General features: G+C 46.2%; 19 protein-coding genes and 2 tRNA genes. 13 read left to right on the top strand and 8 right to left on the bottom strand.

Going from position 1 to position 20,767, the window contains the following annotated elements; translation table 11 throughout:
• Positions 1-53: 53 nt before the first annotated feature.
• Positions 54-1,367, bottom strand: a complete 1,314-nt coding sequence (locus tag WMO62_RS13195) for a CNNM domain-containing protein (protein WP_147601557.1) — start codon at positions 1,365-1,367, stop codon at positions 54-56.
• A 158-nt stretch (positions 1,368-1,525) separates the two neighbouring features.
• Here WMO62_RS13195 and WMO62_RS13190 point away from each other — a divergent pair, with 158 nt between their 5' ends.
• Positions 1,526-1,900 (top strand): TIGR04086 family membrane protein, encoded by a 375-nt coding sequence (locus WMO62_RS13190; protein ID WP_349144931.1) that lies wholly within the window; start codon positions 1,526-1,528, stop codon positions 1,898-1,900.
• Between the two features lie 139 nt (positions 1,901-2,039).
• Here the strand turns inward: WMO62_RS13190 and WMO62_RS13185 are convergent, their stop codons facing one another.
• Both WMO62_RS13185 and WMO62_RS13180 read right to left on the bottom strand, forming a co-directional pair.
• Positions 2,040-3,065: an aldo/keto reductase gene (locus tag WMO62_RS13185; protein WP_349144930.1), complete on the bottom strand. Its 1,026-nt coding sequence runs from the start codon at positions 3,063-3,065 to the stop codon at positions 2,040-2,042.
• Between the two features lie 66 nt (positions 3,066-3,131).
• Positions 3,132-3,332 (bottom strand): ferredoxin-thioredoxin reductase catalytic domain-containing protein, encoded by a 201-nt coding sequence (locus tag WMO62_RS13180; protein ID WP_117496837.1) that lies wholly within the window; start codon positions 3,330-3,332, stop codon positions 3,132-3,134.
• 225 nt (positions 3,333-3,557) lie between these two features.
• On the opposite strand from WMO62_RS13180, the gene WMO62_RS13175 reads away from it, so the two are divergent.
• Positions 3,558-4,931, top strand: coding sequence for a sodium-dependent transporter (locus tag WMO62_RS13175; RefSeq protein ID WP_349144929.1), 1,374 nt, complete (start codon positions 3,558-3,560; stop codon positions 4,929-4,931).
• Between the two features lie 26 nt (positions 4,932-4,957).
• Positions 4,958-5,491 carry an LOG family protein gene (locus WMO62_RS13170; protein ID WP_349144928.1) on the top strand — a complete coding sequence of 178 codons (534 nt, stop codon included), beginning with the start codon at positions 4,958-4,960 and terminating at the stop codon, positions 5,489-5,491.
• 14 nt (positions 5,492-5,505) lie between these two features.
• Here WMO62_RS13170 and WMO62_RS13165 read toward each other — a convergent pair whose 3' ends face one another.
• Complete coding sequence (locus WMO62_RS13165; RefSeq protein ID WP_349144927.1) at positions 5,506-5,976, bottom strand: DUF2284 domain-containing protein; 471 nt, start codon at positions 5,974-5,976, stop codon at positions 5,506-5,508.
• Between the two features lie 177 nt (positions 5,977-6,153).
• Between WMO62_RS13165 and WMO62_RS13160 the strand changes: the two genes are divergently transcribed.
• Positions 6,154-6,225, top strand: a tRNA-Glu gene (locus WMO62_RS13160).
• A gap of 292 nt (positions 6,226-6,517) precedes the next feature.
• Positions 6,518-7,018 (top strand): QueT transporter family protein, encoded by a 501-nt coding sequence (locus WMO62_RS13155; protein WP_349144926.1) that lies wholly within the window; start codon positions 6,518-6,520, stop codon positions 7,016-7,018.
• Between the two features lie 168 nt (positions 7,019-7,186).
• On the opposite strand, the gene WMO62_RS13150 is transcribed toward WMO62_RS13155, so the two are convergent.
• A complete protein-coding gene (locus tag WMO62_RS13150; protein WP_147601565.1) occupies positions 7,187-7,543 on the bottom strand; it encodes a SpoVA/SpoVAEb family sporulation membrane protein in 357 nt (118 codons plus the stop codon).
• Between the two features lie 151 nt (positions 7,544-7,694).
• Here WMO62_RS13150 and WMO62_RS13145 point away from each other — a divergent pair.
• The 5 genes from WMO62_RS13145 (at position 7,695) to WMO62_RS13125 (ending at position 13,614) form a co-directional block, all read left to right on the top strand.
• Positions 7,695-7,766, top strand: a tRNA-Glu gene (locus WMO62_RS13145).
• 123 nt (positions 7,767-7,889) lie between these two features.
• Positions 7,890-8,348: a hypothetical protein gene (locus WMO62_RS13140; protein ID WP_349144925.1), complete on the top strand. Its 459-nt coding sequence runs from the start codon at positions 7,890-7,892 to the stop codon at positions 8,346-8,348.
• Between the two features lie 13 nt (positions 8,349-8,361).
• Entirely contained in the window at positions 8,362-9,222 is an 861-nt protein-coding gene (locus WMO62_RS13135) for a DegV family protein (protein WP_349144924.1), read from the top strand.
• An 18-nt stretch (positions 9,223-9,240) separates the two neighbouring features.
• Complete coding sequence (locus WMO62_RS13130; RefSeq protein WP_349144923.1) at positions 9,241-11,745, top strand: hypothetical protein; 2,505 nt, start codon at positions 9,241-9,243, stop codon at positions 11,743-11,745.
• A 63-nt stretch (positions 11,746-11,808) separates the two neighbouring features.
• Complete coding sequence (locus tag WMO62_RS13125) at positions 11,809-13,614, top strand: ABC-F family ATP-binding cassette domain-containing protein (RefSeq protein WP_349144922.1); 1,806 nt, start codon at positions 11,809-11,811, stop codon at positions 13,612-13,614.
• 56 nt (positions 13,615-13,670) lie between these two features.
• On the opposite strand, the gene WMO62_RS13120 is transcribed toward WMO62_RS13125, so the two are convergent.
• The 3 genes from WMO62_RS13120 to WMO62_RS13110 all read right to left on the bottom strand — a co-directional run bounded on the left by WMO62_RS13120 (position 13,671) and on the right by WMO62_RS13110 (position 16,183).
• Positions 13,671-14,756, bottom strand: coding sequence for an NAD(P)H-dependent flavin oxidoreductase (locus WMO62_RS13120; protein WP_349144921.1), 1,086 nt, complete (start codon positions 14,754-14,756; stop codon positions 13,671-13,673).
• A 130-nt stretch (positions 14,757-14,886) separates the two neighbouring features.
• Positions 14,887-15,900 (bottom strand): ABC transporter substrate-binding protein, encoded by a 1,014-nt coding sequence (locus WMO62_RS13115; protein WP_349144920.1) that lies wholly within the window; start codon positions 15,898-15,900, stop codon positions 14,887-14,889.
• Between the two features lie 67 nt (positions 15,901-15,967).
• Positions 15,968-16,183 carry a hypothetical protein gene (locus WMO62_RS13110; RefSeq protein WP_349144919.1) on the bottom strand — a complete coding sequence of 72 codons (216 nt, stop codon included), beginning with the start codon at positions 16,181-16,183 and terminating at the stop codon, positions 15,968-15,970.
• Between the two features lie 176 nt (positions 16,184-16,359).
• Here WMO62_RS13110 and pcrA point away from each other — a divergent pair, with 176 nt between their 5' ends.
• From pcrA to rlmD, 3 genes are all read left to right on the top strand, one after another.
• Entirely contained in the window at positions 16,360-18,576 is a 2,217-nt protein-coding gene (gene pcrA, locus WMO62_RS13105; RefSeq protein WP_349144918.1) for a DNA helicase PcrA, read from the top strand.
• Positions 18,577-18,651: 75 nt separating this feature from the next.
• Positions 18,652-18,927, top strand: coding sequence for a DUF4366 domain-containing protein (locus WMO62_RS13100; protein WP_117499969.1), 276 nt, complete (start codon positions 18,652-18,654; stop codon positions 18,925-18,927).
• Positions 18,928-19,020: 93 nt separating this feature from the next.
• Entirely contained in the window at positions 19,021-20,661 is a 1,641-nt protein-coding gene (gene rlmD / locus WMO62_RS13095; protein WP_349144917.1) for a 23S rRNA (uracil(1939)-C(5))-methyltransferase RlmD, read from the top strand.
• Positions 20,662-20,767 lie beyond the last annotated feature (106 nt).

The raw sequence follows: 20,767 nt of genomic DNA, 5'->3' as shown, positions 1-20,767 counted from the left end.
ATTTATAAAAAGCGGACAACTGAGCATTCAGCAGTCCGCTTTTTTGACGTAAATTATTCTTCTTTGGTATCTTCAGCAGCAGGCGGATCCGGAAGATAAATGTGCACATTTTTGATCCGGTTCTTTTCCACAGAATCAACCACGAGGCGGATGCCGTTTTCTGTAGTGACTTCATCACCGACTTCAGGGAGACGGTCAAGAAGTTCAATAATAATACCGCCGACGGAGTCGTAATCTTCGGATTCCAGAGAAAGTCCTTTTTCCTCCAGATCCAGTGCATCGTTCAGGTCATCCAGATTCATGGCTCCTGCAACAATGTATTCCTGATCAGAGAGACGGGTGACAAGCTGTTCCTCATCCTCGTCATACTCATCACGGATGTCGCCAACGATCTCTTCCAGAAGATCCTCGATGGTGACCATTCCGGCTGTAACGCCGTATTCATCCAATACGATTGCCATATTGGTAGAACTTTTCCGCATCTCAAAGAGAAGGTCGGAAGTTTTTTTATGTTCATGTGTGAAAAGCACACTTCGCAGGACATTTCTTGCATTAAAATGTTCTTTGTCATCGTAGATCAGCAGGTCTTTTACATTGATCATTCCAATCACGTTATCTGTGCTGTCTTCGTAGACTGGATAACGAGTGTATTTATCCTCGCTGTACAGATCGATGACTTCCTGATAGGTATAATTCACATTCATAAAACTCATGTCCACTTTGGGAACCATGATGTCCTTTGCGGTGGCGTCTCCAAAATCAAAAACATTGTTGATCATGTCGCGTTCTTCTGGCTCGATCACGCCGTCCTCGTGGCTGACATCCACGATTGTACGGATATCTTCCTCAGTATAGCTGTCAGATTTTGCATTGGGATCCACTCTCATAAGAAAGAGAATACCAAGGGACAGCTTGTTCATGATGAAGATCAGCGGGGTGGCAATCACCATCCATGTGTAGATGATCTTTGCGTTGGCGAGAGCAATCTTTTCGGCATTGATCGTAGCACAGGTCTTAGGTGTGATCTCACCGAATACCAGTACGATCAGTGTGAGAACACCAGTAGAAATGCCGGCTGCCACAGCGGCAAGTCCGGTTCCGGCCAGCCACCTGGTCGTGAGGATCGTTGCCAGGGAGGAAGCGGAAATGTTCACAATGTTGTTTCCAATTAAAATGGCACTCAGCATCTTTCCCTGATCCTCAATCACCTTGCCAAGAATCACCGCTTGGGGATTCCCGTCTTCGATGAGATTACGGATACGGATCTTGCTGACTGTCAGCAGTGCAGTCTCCGACGATGAAAAATACGCGGAGAGACCAATCAGGGCAATCAATATCAGCACCTGTATGGCGTCACTTGAATCCAAAGTAAATTCACTCCTTTTAACTAAATGTATTGATGTACAGTTATCATCTAATATACGATAAATCAAAAAAAAATGCAATAGGCAGAGAACGAAACATGTGACATAGAAGCTGGTGTCCACACATAAAATGAACTAGCGAAAGAAAGGGGAGTGTGCATATGAAATATCCTTATACATATATCGATCAGGCTGTGCGGATGCTGAAAGCATTGGTTGCATCCTACATTGTGACAGGACTTCTGCTTCTGCTGACCGCAGGACTTTTATATCGCTTTGAATTAAGCGAAGGAAAAGTACGGATCATGATCATTGTGACCTATATTTTATCCTGCTTTGCTGGTGGATTCTTAAGTGGGAAAATGATGAAAAACAAGAAGTTTCTTTGGGGAATTCTTGTGGGGCTCCTGTATTTTGGAATCATGCTGCTCGTCTCCCTTGCCGTGAACCGACAGCTTGACCAGACTGCCGCCAACTTCGTGACGACTATGGTGCTGTGTCTCCTTGGCGGCATGCTAGGTGGGATGTGCGCGTAAAGCATGAGCCGTGCGACGAATACCATGGAAAGCTTTTGAATGCTTGCATTCATAAAGCTTTGTATGGTAGGCGTCATAGGGCGAAGCCCGCGAGTGAGTGACCGAAGGTCACGAACTGCGCACGGCTCATAAAAATCCCTTACACCTGCACTTCCCCAGCGAGAATCTTTTTATAATCTTCATAGTTTTTCTGGAGCAGTTCCGGTGTATTAAGCTGATACGGACATTTCTTCATGCACTGGTTGCAATGGAGACATCCTTCGATCTTCTTCATATTTTCCTGCCAGGTCTCGTTAAGCCAAGCCTTGGAAGGTGCACGGCGGACCATGAGGGACATGCGGGCACAGTTGTTGATCAGGATCCCTGCCGGACATGGCATGCAGTATCCGCAGCCGCGGCAGAAGTCGCCGATCAGTTCACTTTTCTCTTTCTCGATGAAAGAGAGGATCTCATCATCCAGAGCGGGTGGCTGATCCATGTAGGAAAGCCATTCTTCCAGCTCAGACATCTTCTGGATGCCCCAGATTGGAAGTACATGGTCAAATTGAGTCATGAAAGCAAAAGCAGCTCTGGAGTTGTTGATCAGACCTCCGGCAAGACCTTTCATGGCAATAAATCCCATATTGTGTTCCTTACACATGCGGACAAGCTCCAGTTCTTTTTCGGTGGAAATATAACTAAAAGGAAACTGTAAAGTTTCATATAATCCAGATTCAATACATTCTTTGGCGACGTCAAGCTTATGGGAAGTGACACCGATATGACGGATCTTTCCTTGTTCTTTTGCTTCCAGCATACATTCGTACATGCCAGTCCCGTCGCCTGGGCGGTAGCACTGATCCACACAGTGGAACTGATAGATGTCCAGATAGTCAGTCTTCAGCAGACGTAAGGATGTGTCCAGCTGTTCTTTGAAATCTTTCGGGGTGCGTCCCATGGTCTTGCTGGCAATGAAGATCTTGTCACGCATGCCTTCAAATGCATGTCCCAGTTTTTCTTCGCTGTCGCTATAAGCTCTGGCGGTGTCAAAGAAACGCATGCCGCCCTCATAAGCTCTGCGCAGGATCTGGACTGCCGTGTCCATGTTCACTCGCTGTACCGGGAGTGCGCCAAATGCATTTTGCGGAACAGTGATGCCTGTGGTTCCTAAAGTAATCATTTTCATAATGAAGTCCTCCATATGAATTTTCTTTTGTTCCAGGTTATTCGGTTATCTGGCAATGCCGGGTGACTATTTGGATTTGTAATATAACATACAGTGGCAAAATCCTTCGAAATCCGGATCATTAATCTGATCCCGGAATTCTTTGCACATACATTTGTTTTCTTCGGTACGTTCTAATCTGCAGGGACAGTAGCCGCCGGTGCGCTTTAAGCCTTCTTTTACGGTCTTGACCACTTCAGCGTCAGGATTTAGTGTGATTTTTTTCATGATGTACCTCCTTTGTTCTGACTACTTATCATATTAGAATAAATGATAAATAACTGTCAAGTAGCCGTATTATGCTTATGCAAATAAAACATACCTGCCGGGTATGCGATGTTGCAACCAAAGTGGGAATATGATACACTATCTAGTATGCGTGCAGGCAGATTCAGGGGGAAGACCATATGTCTGCAAAAACACAGATTATACATGAAAAGAGGAAGGGTATCTATGAACAAACATGAGCATAAAAGGAGTACATTTTCCGGCAAGATCGGATTCGTGCTGTCAGCGGCAGGTGCATCCGTGGGACTGGGAAATATATGGAGATTTCCATATCTTGCAGCAAAATATGGCGGCGGAATCTTTCTGCTGATTTATATCATTCTGGCACTGACCTTTGGATACAGCATGATCATTGCTGAGACATCCATCGGTCGTATGACGAAGAAAAGTCCGGTCGGAGCATTTCAGTCCTTTGGTAAATCTGGCTGGCTGTCAGCCGGCGGATGGATCAATGCGATCATACCGATCCTGATCGTTCCTTATTATTCAGTTATCGGCGGCTGGGTTATCAAATATCTGGTGGAATATATACGTGGAAATGCTCATCAGGTAGCAGAGGATGGATATTTCTCTGCATTTATTTCCAATGGCGTGTCCACAGAACTTTGCTTTATTGTGTTTGCACTGATCACACTGGTCATCATTTATGCGGGAGTCCGCAATGGAATTGAAAGGGTATCCAAATTTATGATGCCGATTCTTGTGGTATTGTCTGTGATCATTGCGGCATATTCTGTGACAAGACCGGGTGCTATTGAAGGTGTGAAATATTTCCTGGTGCCAAATGTGGATAATTTCTCCTGGATGACGGTGGTATCCGCCATGGGACAGATGTTCTACTCTCTGTCCATTGCCATGGGTATTCTGATCACCTTTGGTTCTTACATGAAAAAAGACATCTCTATTGAAGATTCCACACAGAACGTGGAAATCTTTGATACAGCCATTGCGATCATGGCAGGCTTGATGATCATTCCGGCGGTATTTGCATTTTCCGGCGGAGACCCGGATACGTTGCAGGCAGGTCCGGCGCTGATGTTCATTACCATTCCGAAGGTATTTGAAAATATGGGGCTGGGAACTCTTGTCGGAGTAATGTTTTTTATACTGGTGCTGTTTGCTGCACTGACAAGTTCTATTGCACTGACAGAAAGTGCAGTATCTACCTTCGAGGATGAACTGAAATGGAGCCGTAAAAAATCAACGGTATTGATTGGAGTGATCGTGATCGCGCTTGGAAGCCTTTCTTCTCTTGGATATGGTCCGCTGGCAGGGGTGACGATCATCGGTATGCAGTTCCTGGATTTCTTTGATTTCCTGACTAACTCTGTGATGATGCCGATCGCGGCGATTGCGATCTGTCTGCTGGTGTCCAGAGTCATTGGTGTGAATGGCATCGAAGAAGAAGTGATGCATGGAGAAAATAAATTCCGCAGAAAAGCTATTTTTAATTTTATGATCAAATATCTGTGTCCGATCTTTGCAGCGATCATTCTGGCAAGCTCTGTGGCAAATGCATTTGGCTGGATCTCCATGTAAAGCTTTTGGGAAAAGGAAGATGGAGCATGAATATTGCGGTTTATTGTGGATCTGTTTCTGGAAATAAGGAGCAGTTTGAAAAAGGCGCCAGAGCACTGGGGACATGGATCGGTGAGCATGGTCATACACTGGTATATGGTGGTGCACAGGGTGGTCTGATGGGAATCGTTGCAGATGCGGTTCTGGAGCATGGTGGAACGGTGACGGGTGTCCTCCCGGCGGTGGAATCTATCCAGAAGAGGCGTCATCCGGGTCTGACAGCTTATATTGAGACAAAAGATATGGCGGAACGGAAGGCGAAGATGATTGAACTTTCGGATGCCTATGTGGCATTGCCGGGCGGACCGGGAACGCTGGATGAGATCACCGATGTGATCTCGCTGGCAAGGCTTGGCATCGAGGACAAGCCTTGCGTGCTCTTCGATATCGACGGATTCTACCAACCTTTGAAGACCGTCTTTGATCAGATGCTGGAAGTCGGCTTCGCTGAGAAAGGAGACTTCCGTAAGGTTCTGATCAGTGAAGATTTAGGTAAGATCGGCGTATTTCTTGAAAAATAATGGAGCGTCATGTCTTACGATGGATTGAACAAAATAAGTGAGAAATAACGGACTTTATCATCGTCATTCCAGCAGATCATTCCTGCGGCGTCTGCCATCATCTGGGCGTTGACGCAGTAAGCAGACAGGCAGGAATTACCCTTGTAAGGTCCGGCAGTCATAAGCAGAAGGTCGTCGTATCCGGCGGCCTTTATTTTATCCGCAAGTTCTTCTGTCAGATGATTGTGGGCAAGCTTTGCCTTTTTGTAATCCATCTGTCCGCCCTGAGTAGTCTGAAGGACCAGCGTTTTTTCGTAAGTCAGGGCATGGGCTTTCATTTCTTCCACGGTGCCGCTCTCCGGCGGACAAGCCGGGTTCAGGTCGTAGTTTCCACAGAGATTTTCTTCACAGAAGACCCGGTACTCCGGTATAAATACAAGCTGTGCTGTATCAATGACAGCAGCACCTGAAAATCCAAGTTCTTTGGCTGTCTCTATCATATTCATGGAAATTCTCCTTTCTGAAGACTGCGGTGCAGTTATTTTCCATATGTACTTAATATAACATGTTAATTTTGAATTATCAATTTACAAAAAAAATACAATAAAACACAAAAAAGTGCTTGCAATCTGTCGAAAGCTATGTTATAGTATGCAAGTCAGCGCGTGAGAGCTGATGGATATGGTAGATTGGTCAAGGGGTTAAGACGCCGCCCTCTCACGGCGGAAACAGGGGTTCGATTCCCCTATCTACTGCTAAAAACTCAGGAACAGATTGTTCCTGAGTTTTTTTGTGTGCGCTTTGTAGCAGAAGCACTTGCATTTTCATTTTGAGTATGCTATACTTGCGTCCGTTAAAAGCCCATAAAAACAAGGTCTTACAGGGCTTTCGCCGATTTCCGGCGTAGGTCATATACCTGTGGTATATGCCTCCGCGGCATTCGTCAGATATCTATGAAAGCATGGCTGCCTGACTCATTGCTGCGCGAAAATGAATCGAGTGTTCGTGACCTTCCACTCGTAAAACAAAACTAAAGGAGAACTGAATATGAAAACAAACAAGGTACTTTTTATGACACAGGCGGCGATGATCGCTGCGATCTATGTGGTATTATGTCTGGTATTTGAGCCGATCAGTTATGGTGCGATCCAGACTCGTGTGGCTGAGGCACTGACAGTACTGCCGCTCTTTACACCTGCTGCGATTCCTGGGCTGTTTATTGGCTGTCTGATCGCCAACATGCTGGGTGGCGGTATTATGCTGGATGTGATTGCCGGAAGTCTGACCACTCTGGTGGCTGCATATCTGACATGGATACTTCGGAGTAAGAGTAAATATCTGGCATCTGTTCCGCCGGTAGTATTGAATGCTCTGGTGATTCCGTGGGTGCTGAAATATGGATACGGTGAGCCGCTTCCGATTCCATTTCTGATGGGAACAGTTGGAATAGGCGAGATTCTGACTGCAAGCATCATGGGAACCGTGCTTCTGTGTGTACTTGATCGTTATAAAAATGTAATTTTCCGTCAGGGTAGCTATACCGCATAGCAGACAGCCTGAATGGATAAAAAAGATCCCGGAAGAAATTTCTATTAGTAGGAAATCTTCCGGGATTTTATTTACGCGAGCAACGAGCCAAAGTCCGTGCTTGCACGAGACCTTGGCGACTGCCGCGATAACTTGAGAAACTCGCGAAGCGTGTTTCTCATAGTTCTGTCATTTTTTCATCTTGGAATCAAAGACCAGACTGGCGAGATAACCGAAGACCAGAGCGGCACAGGTTCCTGCAGAACCGGCAGTGAGACCACCTTTGAAGATGCCTAAGAGACCTTCTTCCTGTACAGCATCGTGGACGCCTTCCCAGAGTACATTTCCAAATCCAAGAAGAGGGACGCTTGCTCCGGCTTTTGCGTAATCAAGCAGAGGTTCATAGAGCCCGGTTGCACCCAGAACAGCCCCGCTGCACACTAGAAGGACCATGATCCGGCCGGGCATCAGCTTGGTCTTTTCCATCAGGATCTGAGTCAGGGCACAGATCAGACCACCGACCCAGAATGCGTTGATATAATCCATAAAGAACCACTCCTTTTTCACCAGTATGCGCATTGAAAAAAGAACTATACAAAAAATTATAAAAAAATAAAAATTAATGCTTGCAAAGTGTCAGATGTTGTGTTATAGTATCCAAGTCGGCAAGCGAAAGATGCTTTCGATAAGAAAATATGGTAGATTGGTCAAGGGGTTAAGACGCCGCCCTCTCACGGCGGAAACAGGGGTTCGATTCCCCTATCTACTGCGCTTAATTGAATGGCAGAAACCTGTAAAAAGGTTTCTGCCATTCTTGTTTTCTGTGCTTGATTTTGCTATAATAAGGAAGAGTGTGTGTTTTGCACAAATAGAACCGCAGGAGGAAAACAAGATGGAAATATTTTTAGCGATGATCCTGATCTGGGGACTGTCTGTCTGGAGCAAAAAGAATGTCAGAAAGATAAAAGAAGACAGAACATCCGAACGACCGATCCAGAGAACACCTTCAGCTGCTGCGGTGAGAGAAGAAGTACAAAGAGAAGTAAGACAGGCAAGGACGATGAGCAAGCCAAGAAAGGCAACTGCAGTTCCGAATAAGCCCCGCAGACAGAAGCTGACGAGGGAAGAGGAAGCCTTGAAGACCCGGTCAAGGGCATCCAGTCAGGCATGTACTTATGAGGCGGCATATTCCAAAGGAAAGCCGGATCGAGTCGGTGGCCGTGGCGATTATGAGACAGTTACTCCGAATGGTATGGAACGGATCCGCTGTGGTTATTGCGGAGCACAGAATTTTGTACCCGTGGGAAGCCGGAATCATTATCATTGCTATTTTTGTTGGGAAAAATTATAAAAGAGGTTCATGTATGAGTAAGATTGCGATAGTGACAGACAGTAATAGTGGAATCAGTCAGGCGAAGGCAAAAGAAATGGGAATTTATGTAGTTCCTATGCCATTTCTGATCAATGGAAAAGAATATCTGGATGGAATCGATCTGTTTCCGGATGAGTTTTATAAATTTCTTGAGGAAGATGCAGATGTATCTACTTCTCAGCCATCCCCGGATTCGGTGATGAAATTGTGGGATGAACTTTTGAAAGAATATGATGAGATTGTACACATCCCTATGTCCAGCGGTTTGAGCGGAAGCTGCCAGACTGCTAAGATGCTGGCGGATGATTACGATGGAAAAGTACAGGTTGTCAACAATCAGAGAATCTCTGTGACACAGCTTTATTCTGTAGAAGATGCAAAAGCATTTGCGGAAGCTGGCATGAATGCAGAGCAGATCTGCAAGAAACTGGAAGAAGAAGCATTGGAGTCCAGCATCTATGTTACGGTAACGACGCTGAAATATCTGAAAAAAGGTGGACGTATCACACCGGCAGCAGCGGCTCTTGGAACCATGCTGCGTCTGAAACCGGTACTGCAGATCCATGGTGAGAAGCTGGATGCATTTTCTAAAGTGCGTACCATGAGTGCTGCAAAGAAAACCATGATCGATGCCATAAGAAATGATCTGGAGAACCGGTTTGCAGGTTCGTCCATGAAGCTGGCCATTGCTCACACAAATAATGAAGCGATGGCACTGGAATTCAAGGCGGAACTGGAAAAAGAATTCCCAGGATACCCGGAAATTATTGTTAATGAGCTGTCTTTAAGTGTTGCGTGCCATATTGGAGACGGAGCACTGGCAGTTGCATGTTCCAGAATCCCGGAAGTATAAGGAAACGAGGGAAATTTATTGGATAAGTATGAATATCGCCTGAAAGCGGAGCAAATAGAAAAACTCGTAAAAAAGAAAGATTATCAGACAGCAGTCAAGATTTCGGATACCATTGACTGGCGCCGGGTCAAGAATCTGAATATGCTTTATATTGTAGCGGATCTTTACGAGGCCGTTGAACGGTATGAGGACTGTATGGAGATTCTTAATATTGCTTATGACCGCGCACCGGTGGGAAGAATGCTTCTTTATAAGATGACGGAGATTGCTACCAGAACTCATAATTTTGAGGAAGCAATCAAACTTTATCGGGAATTTGTAAAGGCTGCACCTCATGATCAGAGCCGATATATCTTGAAGTATCAGATCTATCGGGAGCGTGGATCCAGTCTGGACGATCAGATCAAGACCCTGAAGGAATATAAGACCCATGAATATCAGGAGAAATGGGCCTATGAGCTGGCATCTCTCTATGACCAGGCCGGGATGCAGGAAGACTGTGTCCGTGAGTGCGATGAGCTGATTCTCTGGTTTAGCGAAGGCGAGTATGTGACAAAGGCCATGGAGCTGAAGATGAAATATGAGCCGCTGACTCCTGTTCAGCAGGATAAATATGATCATCGTTATCAGACAGGCGCATCTGTAAACGTGGGAGAAGATGACTACGAAGAGAGAGAAGTAAGTGTAAATACAGATAAATTCAGCACTATCAATCTTCAGGCGGAACTGGCAGCAAACCTGGATGAGATGCTTCAGAAGGATGAGGGAGATATTGATGTTCCAGATCTGGGGCTGGGAGCCACAGAAGAGCTGACGATTCCTGAAGTAGAAGAGATTGGGCCGGAACCGGTGGAGGAGTCCCTTGAGTCGGAACCAGTGGAGAAGTCCCTTGAGCCGGAAGAACTGACGGTGCCGGATATTCCAGCTATAGAAGAGATTATTGAGCCGGAACCGGTGGAGGAATCCATGGAGCCGGAAGAATTGATGATGGAAGAGCTGGAACCAGAAGAATTAAAGATGGAAGAATTGATGCCGGAGGAGATCGAACCGGAACCGGTTATCGAGGAACCGGAGCCAGAACCAGTTGTCGAGGAGCTTGAGCCAGAACCGGAACCAGAACCAGTTGTCGAGGAACTTGAGCCAGAACCGGTTGTCGAGGAAATTGAGCCAGAACAGGAGCCAGAACCAGTTATTGAGGAGCTTGCGCCAGAACCAGTTGTCGAGGCCATCGAACTGGAACCGGAAGAGCCGCAGCTCATCAAGCAGATCACTGGAAGAATCGAGATCGACAAGATCCTTCAGGAGTGGGACAATAAGAAGAGCGAGACAGCGGCTGCTCTGAAAGCAAAGGAGCCGGAAGAGGAAGCGCGGAAGGAAAAAGTCCGTCAGGAAACTGCAGAGCTTGTAAAACTGATCTCTGGTACATCTGATGATATTCCAGAGGATGTACAGCAGATTCTGAAAGATCTTGATGAAGAGCAGAAGCAGGTCAATGCGGTGGTGACTGAGGACGATCTTCCAAAAGATATTGATGCGCTGGATGATCTGGATGAAGCAGAGGATCTGACAATCCAGGAACTGTCAGTGCCGGAAGACATTGTCTATGCAGCCAAGCCGGATCATGAGATGGTAGAAAGTGAACCGAAGACAAAGCCGGCGAATAGCAACAAAGAAAAGATTACTTCTGAGACTGGTTCCATGAATATGATTCAGGAGCTTGAAAAGTCATTAGCGAGAGAAGTTGCTGATATGACCATCAAGGAAGGTCATCTGACCAGAGAACAGGCAAAGATCTTTGCTTATTTTACGGCAGTTCGTGGAGTTGGTGAGCAGCTGGCCTCTTTGTTTAAGGGACAGGCTGGGGCTTCCAAAGTAAACTCTGCCTGCGGAAATGTGGTCGTTACCGGAGAAAGCGGCAATGGAAAGACAACGCTTGCCATTGATATTGTAAAAGCATTACAGAAGCTGCAGCGTGTAGAAAGCAGCAGACTTGCCAAGATCAGCGGAAAGAAGTTGAACACCAGAGATATCTATGAGACACTTGGAAAACTGAAAGGCGGAGCGCTGATCATTGAGAAAGCAGGAGGCTTGTCTGATGCATCTATGATGGCACTGAGTCTGGCAATGGAGGGTGATACAGGAGGTCTTCTGATCATACTGGAAGACCAGAAGACAGAGATCCAGAGGCTGTTTCACAAGAATTCCAATCTGGCATCCAAGTTTGAGTACAAGGTAGATATTCCGGTATTTACGAATGATGAATTGATTGCATTTGCAAGATCTTATGCAAGAGAGCTGGGATTCTCTTATGATGAATTTGCCGTGCTGGCACTTTATGACCGGATTGGAAATGGTCAGACGAACGATCACCGGGTATCAGTGGCAGAGGTGAAAGACATGGTAGACGCAGCCATCGAACATTCGGAAAAAGGTGGTGTCCGCAAGCTGTTTGCAAAGATCACCGGAAAGAGCGTGGACGAAGAAGGCTATCGTCTGCTGCATGAGCAGGATTTTGAAGCATAAGCAGGAGCTGCCGCCAGAAGCGGCGGCTCTTTTTATACATGGAACAAGATAGAAGGAGCAAACATGAATTTATTAACAGCGAAGGAGCTGACCAAACATTATACGGATAAAGAACTGTTTACCGGGGCGGATTTCAGCATTGAAGAGAAAGATAAAGTAGGAATCGTTGGTATCAATGGAACCGGAAAATCCACGCTCTTACGGATTCTTGCAGGAGTGGAGGAGCCAGATGAGGGAGAAGTGGTGCGCGGCAACAAGGTGTATGTGCGTTATCTGCCACAGAATCCTGAATTTCCAAAGGGCATGACCATCTATGATTATGTAGTGACTGCCAATAAGACAGAGGATAATGAATGGAGTATCGCAGGTGACAGCAAGGCCATGCTGAATCAGATGGGATTTCTGGATGAAAATGAAGTGATCGACCATCTGTCCGGCGGACAGAAAAAGAAAGTGGCACTGGCTGCAGCATTGATGGCACCCTGCGATATTTTGCTGCTGGATGAGCCTACCAACCATCTGAACAGCGATATGATCCTGTGGCTGGAACAGACGCTGATCCGGCGTAAAGGAGCATTGGTGATGGTGACCCACGACCGATATTTTCTGGATCGGGTCTGCAACCGGATCGTGGAGATTGACAAAGGTAAACTTTATAACTATCAGACGAATTTTGAAGGATTTTTGGAGGCAAAGGCTGCCAGGGAAGATATGGAACTGGCAACCTATCAGAAAAATAAGAATATCCTGCGTATTGAGCTGGAGTGGATGAAGCGGGGAGCCAGAGCCAGATCCACCAAGCAGAAAGCTCATATTCAGAGATATGAGGAACTGAAAAATACAACAAAGGCGCCGGTGCAGAATGGGAAGGTAGAAGTGAATACGGTCTCATCAAGGCTTGGAAAAAAGACGTTGGAATTAGAACATATTTCCAAGGGATTTGGAGGACGTGAACTGATCCATGATTTCAGCTATGCGTTCCGCAGGCAGGACAGAATCGGCTTTGTGGGAGCCAATGGATGTGGAAAGACAACCATGATGAAGATGATCATGGGGATCGAAGAGCCGGACGAAGGTCAGGTAATCCTTGGCCCTACTGTAAAACTGGGTTATTTTTCACAGGAAAATGAATCCCTGGACCCGTCCCAGAGGGTTATTGATTATATCCGTGATACGGCGGAATATGTGAAGACAGAGGATGGCATGGTGTCGGCCTCTGTGATGCTGGAGCGATTTTTGTTTGACGCAACACTTCAGTATTCTCTGATCGGTAAGTTGTCTGGTGGGGAAAAGAGAAGACTTTATCTTCTGAAGGTGCTGATGGAGGCACCGAATATTTTGATCCTGGACGAGCCGACCAATGATCTGGATATTCAGACATTGGCGATCCTGGAAGATTATCTGGAGAAATTTCCGGGTATTCTGATCACGGTATCTCATGACCGGTATTTTCTGGACAAAGTGGTAGACCGGATCTTTGCTTTTGAGACAGGTGGATTTCTGCGACAGTATGAGGGCGGTTATTCTGATTATCTGGAGGCAAAGAAGCAGTGGGAAGAGCCAGAGATCACCGTGAAAACGAAAAAGGATGCTTCAGAGAAGACGGAGAAGGTCAGACAGAAAAAGCTTAAATTTACCTGGCAGGAGCAGAAAGATTATGAGACCATTGAGGCTGTGATCGCGGGAATTGAAGATCATATTGCAGAGCTGGATCGACAGATCAATCTTTCCGCTACAGATTTTGTGAAGCTTGGTAAACTCACCCAGGAGAAGGAAGAACAGGAAGCTCTCCTGGATGAGAAGATGGAACGGTATCTGTATCTGACAGATCTGGCAGAGCAGATCGAGGCACAGAAGAATGTAAAATAAAAAACGTCACGTTTTTTTGAGAGACTGCAACAACTTGGCACAGTCTCTCATTTTATTTAACGCTCCGGAAAAAGAGCATGCACCACTTCCTCCACCGTTCCGATATGATCAAGATACTGCACATTGTCCCCGCAGAAGATCAGACCATTTTCTACGTCACCTTCTACGGCACGGATCAGAGCCTGGGTGATGCAGTAAGGAGCCTGGGTGGGATTACATTTTTCCAGACAACGGAAACAGTGGGTGATGTGCTCCTTCTGCTGTGCAACTTTTTCAAGAAAGGCATTGTGAATCGCCCGGCCCGGCATACCTACCGGACTTGTAACGATCTCAATGTCTTCTTTTTTTGCATTTACATAAGCCTGTTTGTAGGCAGGAGCAGCATCACATTCTTCTGTTGTGACAAAAGGAGTAGCCACCTGAACACCTTCAGCACCAAGCGCAAAAGCATGCTGTACCTGTCTGACATTCATGATGCCTCCGGCAGTGATAACCGGAATATGGACACCATATTTCTCACCATACTCATGGACGCAGGCGATGATCCGGCGAATCTCATCATCATAGTTAGCCTCGTAATCTGGTTCGTACAGATGAGTCAGCTCTTCTCTGGAAAATCCCAGATGTCCGCCTGCGTGAGCTCCTTCAATGACTACAAAGTCTGCAGTGCGCTTATATCGACGATCCCACATTTTCAGGATGATACGTGCTGCTTTTTCCGAAGAGACGATAGGTGCGATCTTGGTGTCAGTACCTGTCACATATTCCGGCAGATCTACCGGCAGACCGGCCCCGGAGATGATCACATCGGCGCCGGCGTGGGCAGCCGTTTTTACGTAATCCGCATAGTCCTTCGTGGCAACCATGATATTATATCCGATAAGTCCCTGGCATTTGCCGTCTGCATCTGCAGCAATGTCGCGGGCTTTTTTTAGTTCTGCCACCATAGCACGCAGATTGGCAGCTTTTGTATCTTTCTGGAAATCTGCTTCCCGAAATCCAATCTGGGCAGTGGATATGATGCCGATGCCGCCAGTGCGAGCCACGGCTCCGGCCAGACGTGAGAGACTGACTCCCACACCCATGCCTCCCTGGATCAGCGGCAGTTTTGCCAGTTTATCTCCAATTTGTAAAGGTTTCATGTTATTCTCCTCTGTAATATTTTGATTATCAAACTAATTATAGAGCGGCACAGGGTATTTGTCAATAGAAATAGTATTAAAAACTACATAAAGTAGAAATGATGACCAAAAGATTCCGGAGAAATGGATGTTACCGAACTGCCTGCACTGCAAACTCAGTATTTACCAGATCCTCGTAGGGCGTCCATGCGGGCAGTTCTCCGGCTTCTTCCAGAATATTCTGAAGCAGATCAAAACTGTCCTGCTCAAAGATCAGATCTTCTTTCCAGGTGTCCTGCTCGTAATAACGGGTTACAATGGCTGTGATGGTATCAAGATCTGTCTCTTTGAACTGTGGCTGGATCACTTTGGCAATCTCTTCCGGTGTGTGAGTCTGTACATAATCCATGCCTTTCTGAAGGGCATTGGTAAATGCCTGCAGGATATCCGGGTGCTCGGTCAGATAGCTTTGTTTTACACTGTAAGCAGTGTAAGGCACATAACCGGAAGCCTCACCGAGAGAAGCGATTACGTATCCGGCACCTTCCTGTTCCAGCGTGGTGGCAGCTGGTTCAAACTCCACGGTGAAATCTGCCGGGGAACTGCTTCCGGTGAAAGCAGCAGCTGTAGAACCAAAATCAATACTTTGATCGATGGTCAGATCTGTTGTTGGATCAATATTATGTTTTTTCAGGATAAACTCAAAGACCATTTCTGGCATGCCACCAGCCCGGCCACCAAGGACATAAGATCCTTTCAGGTCATCCCACTGGAAATTCTCCACAGGTTTACGGGAGACAAGAAAGTTGCCGGCACGTTGGGTAAGCTGCGCGAAATTTATCAGATAATCATCTGGATTCTGATGATAAATGTAGATGGAGGATTCGCTTCCCATGAAACCGATATCAGCATCACCGGAGACTACGGCAGTTGCCACTTTGTCGGCACCAAAGCCGGTCACCAGAGTCAGATCAATCCCTTCCTCTTCAAAATATCCATTTTCAATTGCTACATACTGTGGGGCGTAGAAGATGGAATGTGCCACTTCATTTAAAGTGACAGGCGTAAGAGTGCCATCTCCATCAGAAGTACCGGAATTGCTGCTGCCGCATCCTGGAAGAACCAGAAGGGAGGCGGCAAGCAGAATACAGATAATTTTTTTCATGAACTCATTCCCTTTGCACAGAAAATTATAATGTAATGTATGCAAAAGTCAGCAGAATGTGAAGAAGCTATTTTTCGTCATCCTTCTTTTTGGTAAATAGCTGGAAGAGCCAGAGGTAAACATAGATCAGTGTGGGGATCACGATGGTTGCTACAATAGAAGCCATCAGAAGTTCCCGGGCTTTCTCTGTGTCAATAAAAGCCAGGATTAAAGTTACCATGAATAATAAGGCGATAGCCGCAACAGCACCAAGTGCAAGCGCGCGTTTCATTTTTTTCAGCATATGCAAAATCCTTTCTTGGGGGTGCGAATATTGATTCAGAGCCACATTCGCAAAATAAGTGCATGGTTCTGAATCAATGTTCACATTATAAATCCCTGTCTTCCGGAAATCAATTGTCAAACACTTGTTCTTGTGGTAAGATAGGCATAAAATGACACATAAATGAGGAGAGAAGTATGAGTGATCTGGAATTATTGAATCGAGAGCAGCAGGAAGCGGTGCTGCATGTGGATGGACCGCTTCTGATCCTGGCGGGAGCCGGATCTGGCAAGACGAGAGTACTCACCTATCGGATCGCTCATCTGATCGATGAATGCGGAGTGAATCCGTGGAATATTCTGGCTATCACATTTACTAATAAGGCGGCCGGAGAGATGCGGGAACGTGTGGATAAGATCGTGGGATATGGTTCGGAGAGTATCTGGGTCAGCACATTCCATTCTACCTGTGTGCGGATCCTGCGCCGGTATATTGACCGGCTGGGGTATGATACGAATTTTACTATTTATGATACGGAAGATCAGAAGACGGTGATGAAAAACGTCTGTCAGAAGTTACAGCTGGATTCGAAACTCTATAAGGAACGCATGCTTCTGAATGTGATCTCTCATGCCAAAGACGAATATATTTCACCCAATGAGTTTTTGCTGGAGGCGAAAGGCGATTTCCGCCAGGAGAAGATTGCGCAGGCTTATGTGGAGTATCAGAAGGAATTGAAGAAAAATAATGCGTTGGATTTTGATGACTTGCTGGTGAAGACGGTGGAGCTGTTCCAGAGCTGCCCGGATGTGCTGGAATACTATCAGAACCGTTTTCGTTACATCATGGTGGACGAGTATCAGGACACCAATACCGTGCAGTTCAAATTTATCAGTACGCTGGCCCGTCAGTACCGTAATCTGTGTGTAGTCGGTGATGATGATCAGTCTATTTACAAGTTTCGTGGCGCCAATATCCGCAATATCCTGGATTTTGAGAAAGTATTTCCAGATGCAAAGGTGGTAAAACTGGAGCAGAATTATCGTTCCACACAGAATATCCTGAATGCAGCCAATGGCGTGATCGCCAATAACAGAGGGCGTAAGGAGAAGGCACTCTGGACGGAGAACGAACAGGGTGAGCCAATCCTGTTCCAGCAGTTTCAGAATGGCTATGAGGAAGCGGAATATGTGTCCGGGGAGATCAGTAAAAAGGTGCGGAAAGGGGAAGCAGAATATCAGGATTTTGCAGTTCTTTACCGGATTAATGCCCAGTCCCGCCTCTTTGAGGAGAAGTTCCTGTATGCCAACATTCCATACAAGATCGTTGGAGGTGTGAATTTTTATTCCAGAAAAGAGATCAAGGATATTCTGGCATATCTGAAGACCATCGATAATGGAAAGGATGGTCTGGCAGTCCGCAGAATTATCAATGTTCCCAAGCGGGGGATTGGAAATGTAACACTTGCAAAAGTACAGGCCTATGCTGATTCCAGAGATATCAGCTTCTTTGAAGCACTGGAAGAGGCAGGTGAGATTCCGGGACTTGGGAAAGCGGCATTGAAGATCCAGCCCTTTGTGCATCTGATCCATGAGATGCGTCTGTCACTGGCAGATATGAGTATGCAGGATCTGATCCAGGCAATCCTTGATAAGACCGGATATGCAGAAGACCTGAAAAATGAAGATACCGACGAATCTGAGGCGAGACTGGAAAATATTGACGAGTTCATCAATAAAGCAGTTACCTACGAAGAAGGAGCTGAAGAACCGAATCTAAGTGGATTCCTGGAAGAAGTAGCTCTTGTGGCAGATATTGACAGTGTGGAAGATGGAGACAACCGTGTGCTGCTTATGACGCTTCATAGTGCTAAGGGTCTGGAGTTTCCATATGTATATCTGGCTGGTCTGGAGGATGGATTGTTCCCAAGCTATATGTCCATTGCGGCAGATGATCCCACCGAGGAGATCGAAGAGGAGCGGCGTCTGTGTTATGTGGGGATCACCCGTGCCATGAAGGAACTGACCATCACCTGTGCCCGCTGCCGGATGGTACGCGGAGAGACCCAGTATAATAATGTGTCCCGATTTGTGCGTGAGATCCCCTCAGAGCTGCTGGCGCGTAAGAGTGTGATACCAAGAGAACCAAAGAAGCCGGAAGTGCCGCAGAATACATCTTATCAGAAAGCAAAGGAAGCGTTCCGGACAAAGACGTTTGATCCGCAGCAGTTCAAAGTGGTGAAAGCGGATAAGCTGGACTATACTGTGGGCGATCAGGTGTCTCATGTAAAATTCGGAAAAGGAACTGTGCTGGAGATCACTGAGGGCGGAAGAGACTATGAAGTCAAAGTGGATTTTGAACGGTTCGGTGTGAAAAAGATGTTCGCATCCTTTGCAAAATTGAAGAAGGTATGAATGGTGCGGTGATTGCAAATCCTATCAGAGTATGATATACTTAACCATAATTAAAACAGAAAAGAGGTATCTGCCATGGGCCGTGTTGAAGACATCATCAATGCAGCAAAGACCAATGAAATGCTGAGTGAACTGCTTCATATCAAGAAGGAAGAAGAGAAAAAACAGAACGTGCTGATGTGGGTGCTGATCGTCGTGGCTGCAGTAGCAGCAGTAGCGGGAATCGCATATGCAGTATATCGTTTCTTTACGCCGGATTATCTGGAAGATTTTGATGAAGACTTCGATGATGATTACGACGATGATTTCTTTGATGATGAGGACGAAGACGAGGATGATACAGAAGAGTAAAAGCTTCTGACACAGTGACAAAAGCTCCTCCTGCAGGGACAATGTTTTCCCACGGGAGGAGCTTTTGCTGGTTTTAGACAGAAAGGAACATACATGAAAAAAGGACAGGTATTTGAGGGAGTGATCGAGAAAGTCGCATTCCCTAATAAAGGACATATCACCGTGGATGGCAAGACGGTGATCGTGAAAAATGGTGTGCCAGGACAGAAGGTACGGTTTTCTGTGAATAAGGTTCGCAGTGGCCGAGCAGAGGGACGGATCCTGGAAGTCCTGGAAAAATCTCCGTTGGAGTGCGAGCCGGTATGTCCGCATTTTGCCGACTGCGGTGGATGTACCTATCAGAATCTCTCTTATGAGGAGCAGCTTCACCTGAAAGAAACACAGGTAAAAGAGCTGTTGGATGGCGCAATCCGGGATTTTGGTTATGAATATGTATTTGAAGGAATTAAGGAAAGTCCCAATCATTATGACTACCGTAATAAGATGGAGTTCTCCTTTGGAGATGAAGTAAAAGACGGTCCTCTGGCACTTGGCATGCATAAGCGGGGCAGCTTCTATGATATCGTGACTGTGGATGGCTGCCGGCTGACAGACGGCGATTTCCGCAAGATCCTGCGGGCAACGCTTGATTATTTTACAGAGCTGGGAACCCCGTTTTACAGAAAATTGCAGCATACGGGATATCTCCGTCATCTGTTAGTCAGAAAAGCAGCCCGTACCGGTCAGATCCTGGTGTCACTGGTAACCACCAGTCAGATGGATGTAGATCTGGAAGGCTGGAAGGAGACATTGCTGAAACTTCCGCTGGAGGGCAGCTTTGCAGGAATCCTTCATACGACGAATGACAGTCTGGCAGATGTGGTGCAGAGTGACCGGACAGAAGTGTTGTACGGAGAGGAATATTTTTATGAGGAACTTCTGGGATTACGCTTCCGCATCTCTACCTTCTCTTTTTTCCAGACCAACTCTCTGGGAGCAGAGGTACTCTATGATACAGCCAGATCCTATGTAGGAGACACGAAGGACCAGGTGATCTTCGACCTGTACAGCGGAACTGGAACCATTGCTCAGATGCTGGCACCAGTGGCAAAGAAAGTGATCGGTGTGGAGATCGTGGAGGAGGCTGTAAAGGCGGCAGGAGAAAATGCAAAGCTCAACGGACTGACCAACTGTGAATTCATTGCCGGAGATGTATTGAAAATGTTGGACACCATCAGTGACCGGCCGGATTTCATTGTGCTTGACCCTCCGCGGGATGGCATCCATCCAAAAGCACTGAAGAAGATCATTGATTACGGTGTAGACCGCATGATCTATATCTCCTGTAAACCTACCAGTCTGGCGAGAGATCTGGAGATGCTGCAGGGATATGGATACCGGGTTGAAAGGGCTTGTTGCGTTGACATGTTTCCATGGTCAGCCAATGTGGAGACGGTAGTTCTTCTGTCCCAACAAAAACCGGATGATCATATCGAGATTGAGATTAATCTGGATGAGATTGATGCGACAAGTGCTGAGACGAAGGCTACATACAAAGAAATCGAGGAATGGGTGCAGGAGCACTACGGATTCCATGTAACAAACCTGAACATTGCACAGGTGAAACAGAAGTATGGAATTATAGAAAGAGAGAATTACAATAGGCCAAAATCAGAGAATAGTAGACGACCGGGTACAACTCCGGAAAAGGAGAAAGCTATCACAGAAGCACTTAAGTATTTTAAGATGATATGATAAAAAGAGGCATTCTTTTATAGAGTGCCTCTCAGACTGTAGACAAAGTGGTGTTTGACCGTTAGGCCAGGCACCACTTTTCTCTTGCGTTTATTTTATTCAGTAA

Origin of the sequence: Hominiventricola aquisgranensis (genome assembly GCF_040096225.1) — a bacterium.
GTDB lineage: Bacteria > Bacillota > Clostridia > Lachnospirales > Lachnospiraceae > Hominiventricola > Hominiventricola aquisgranensis.
The sequence above is the reverse complement of the archived record's forward strand: the minus strand, read 5'-3'. Positions and strand labels throughout refer to the sequence as shown.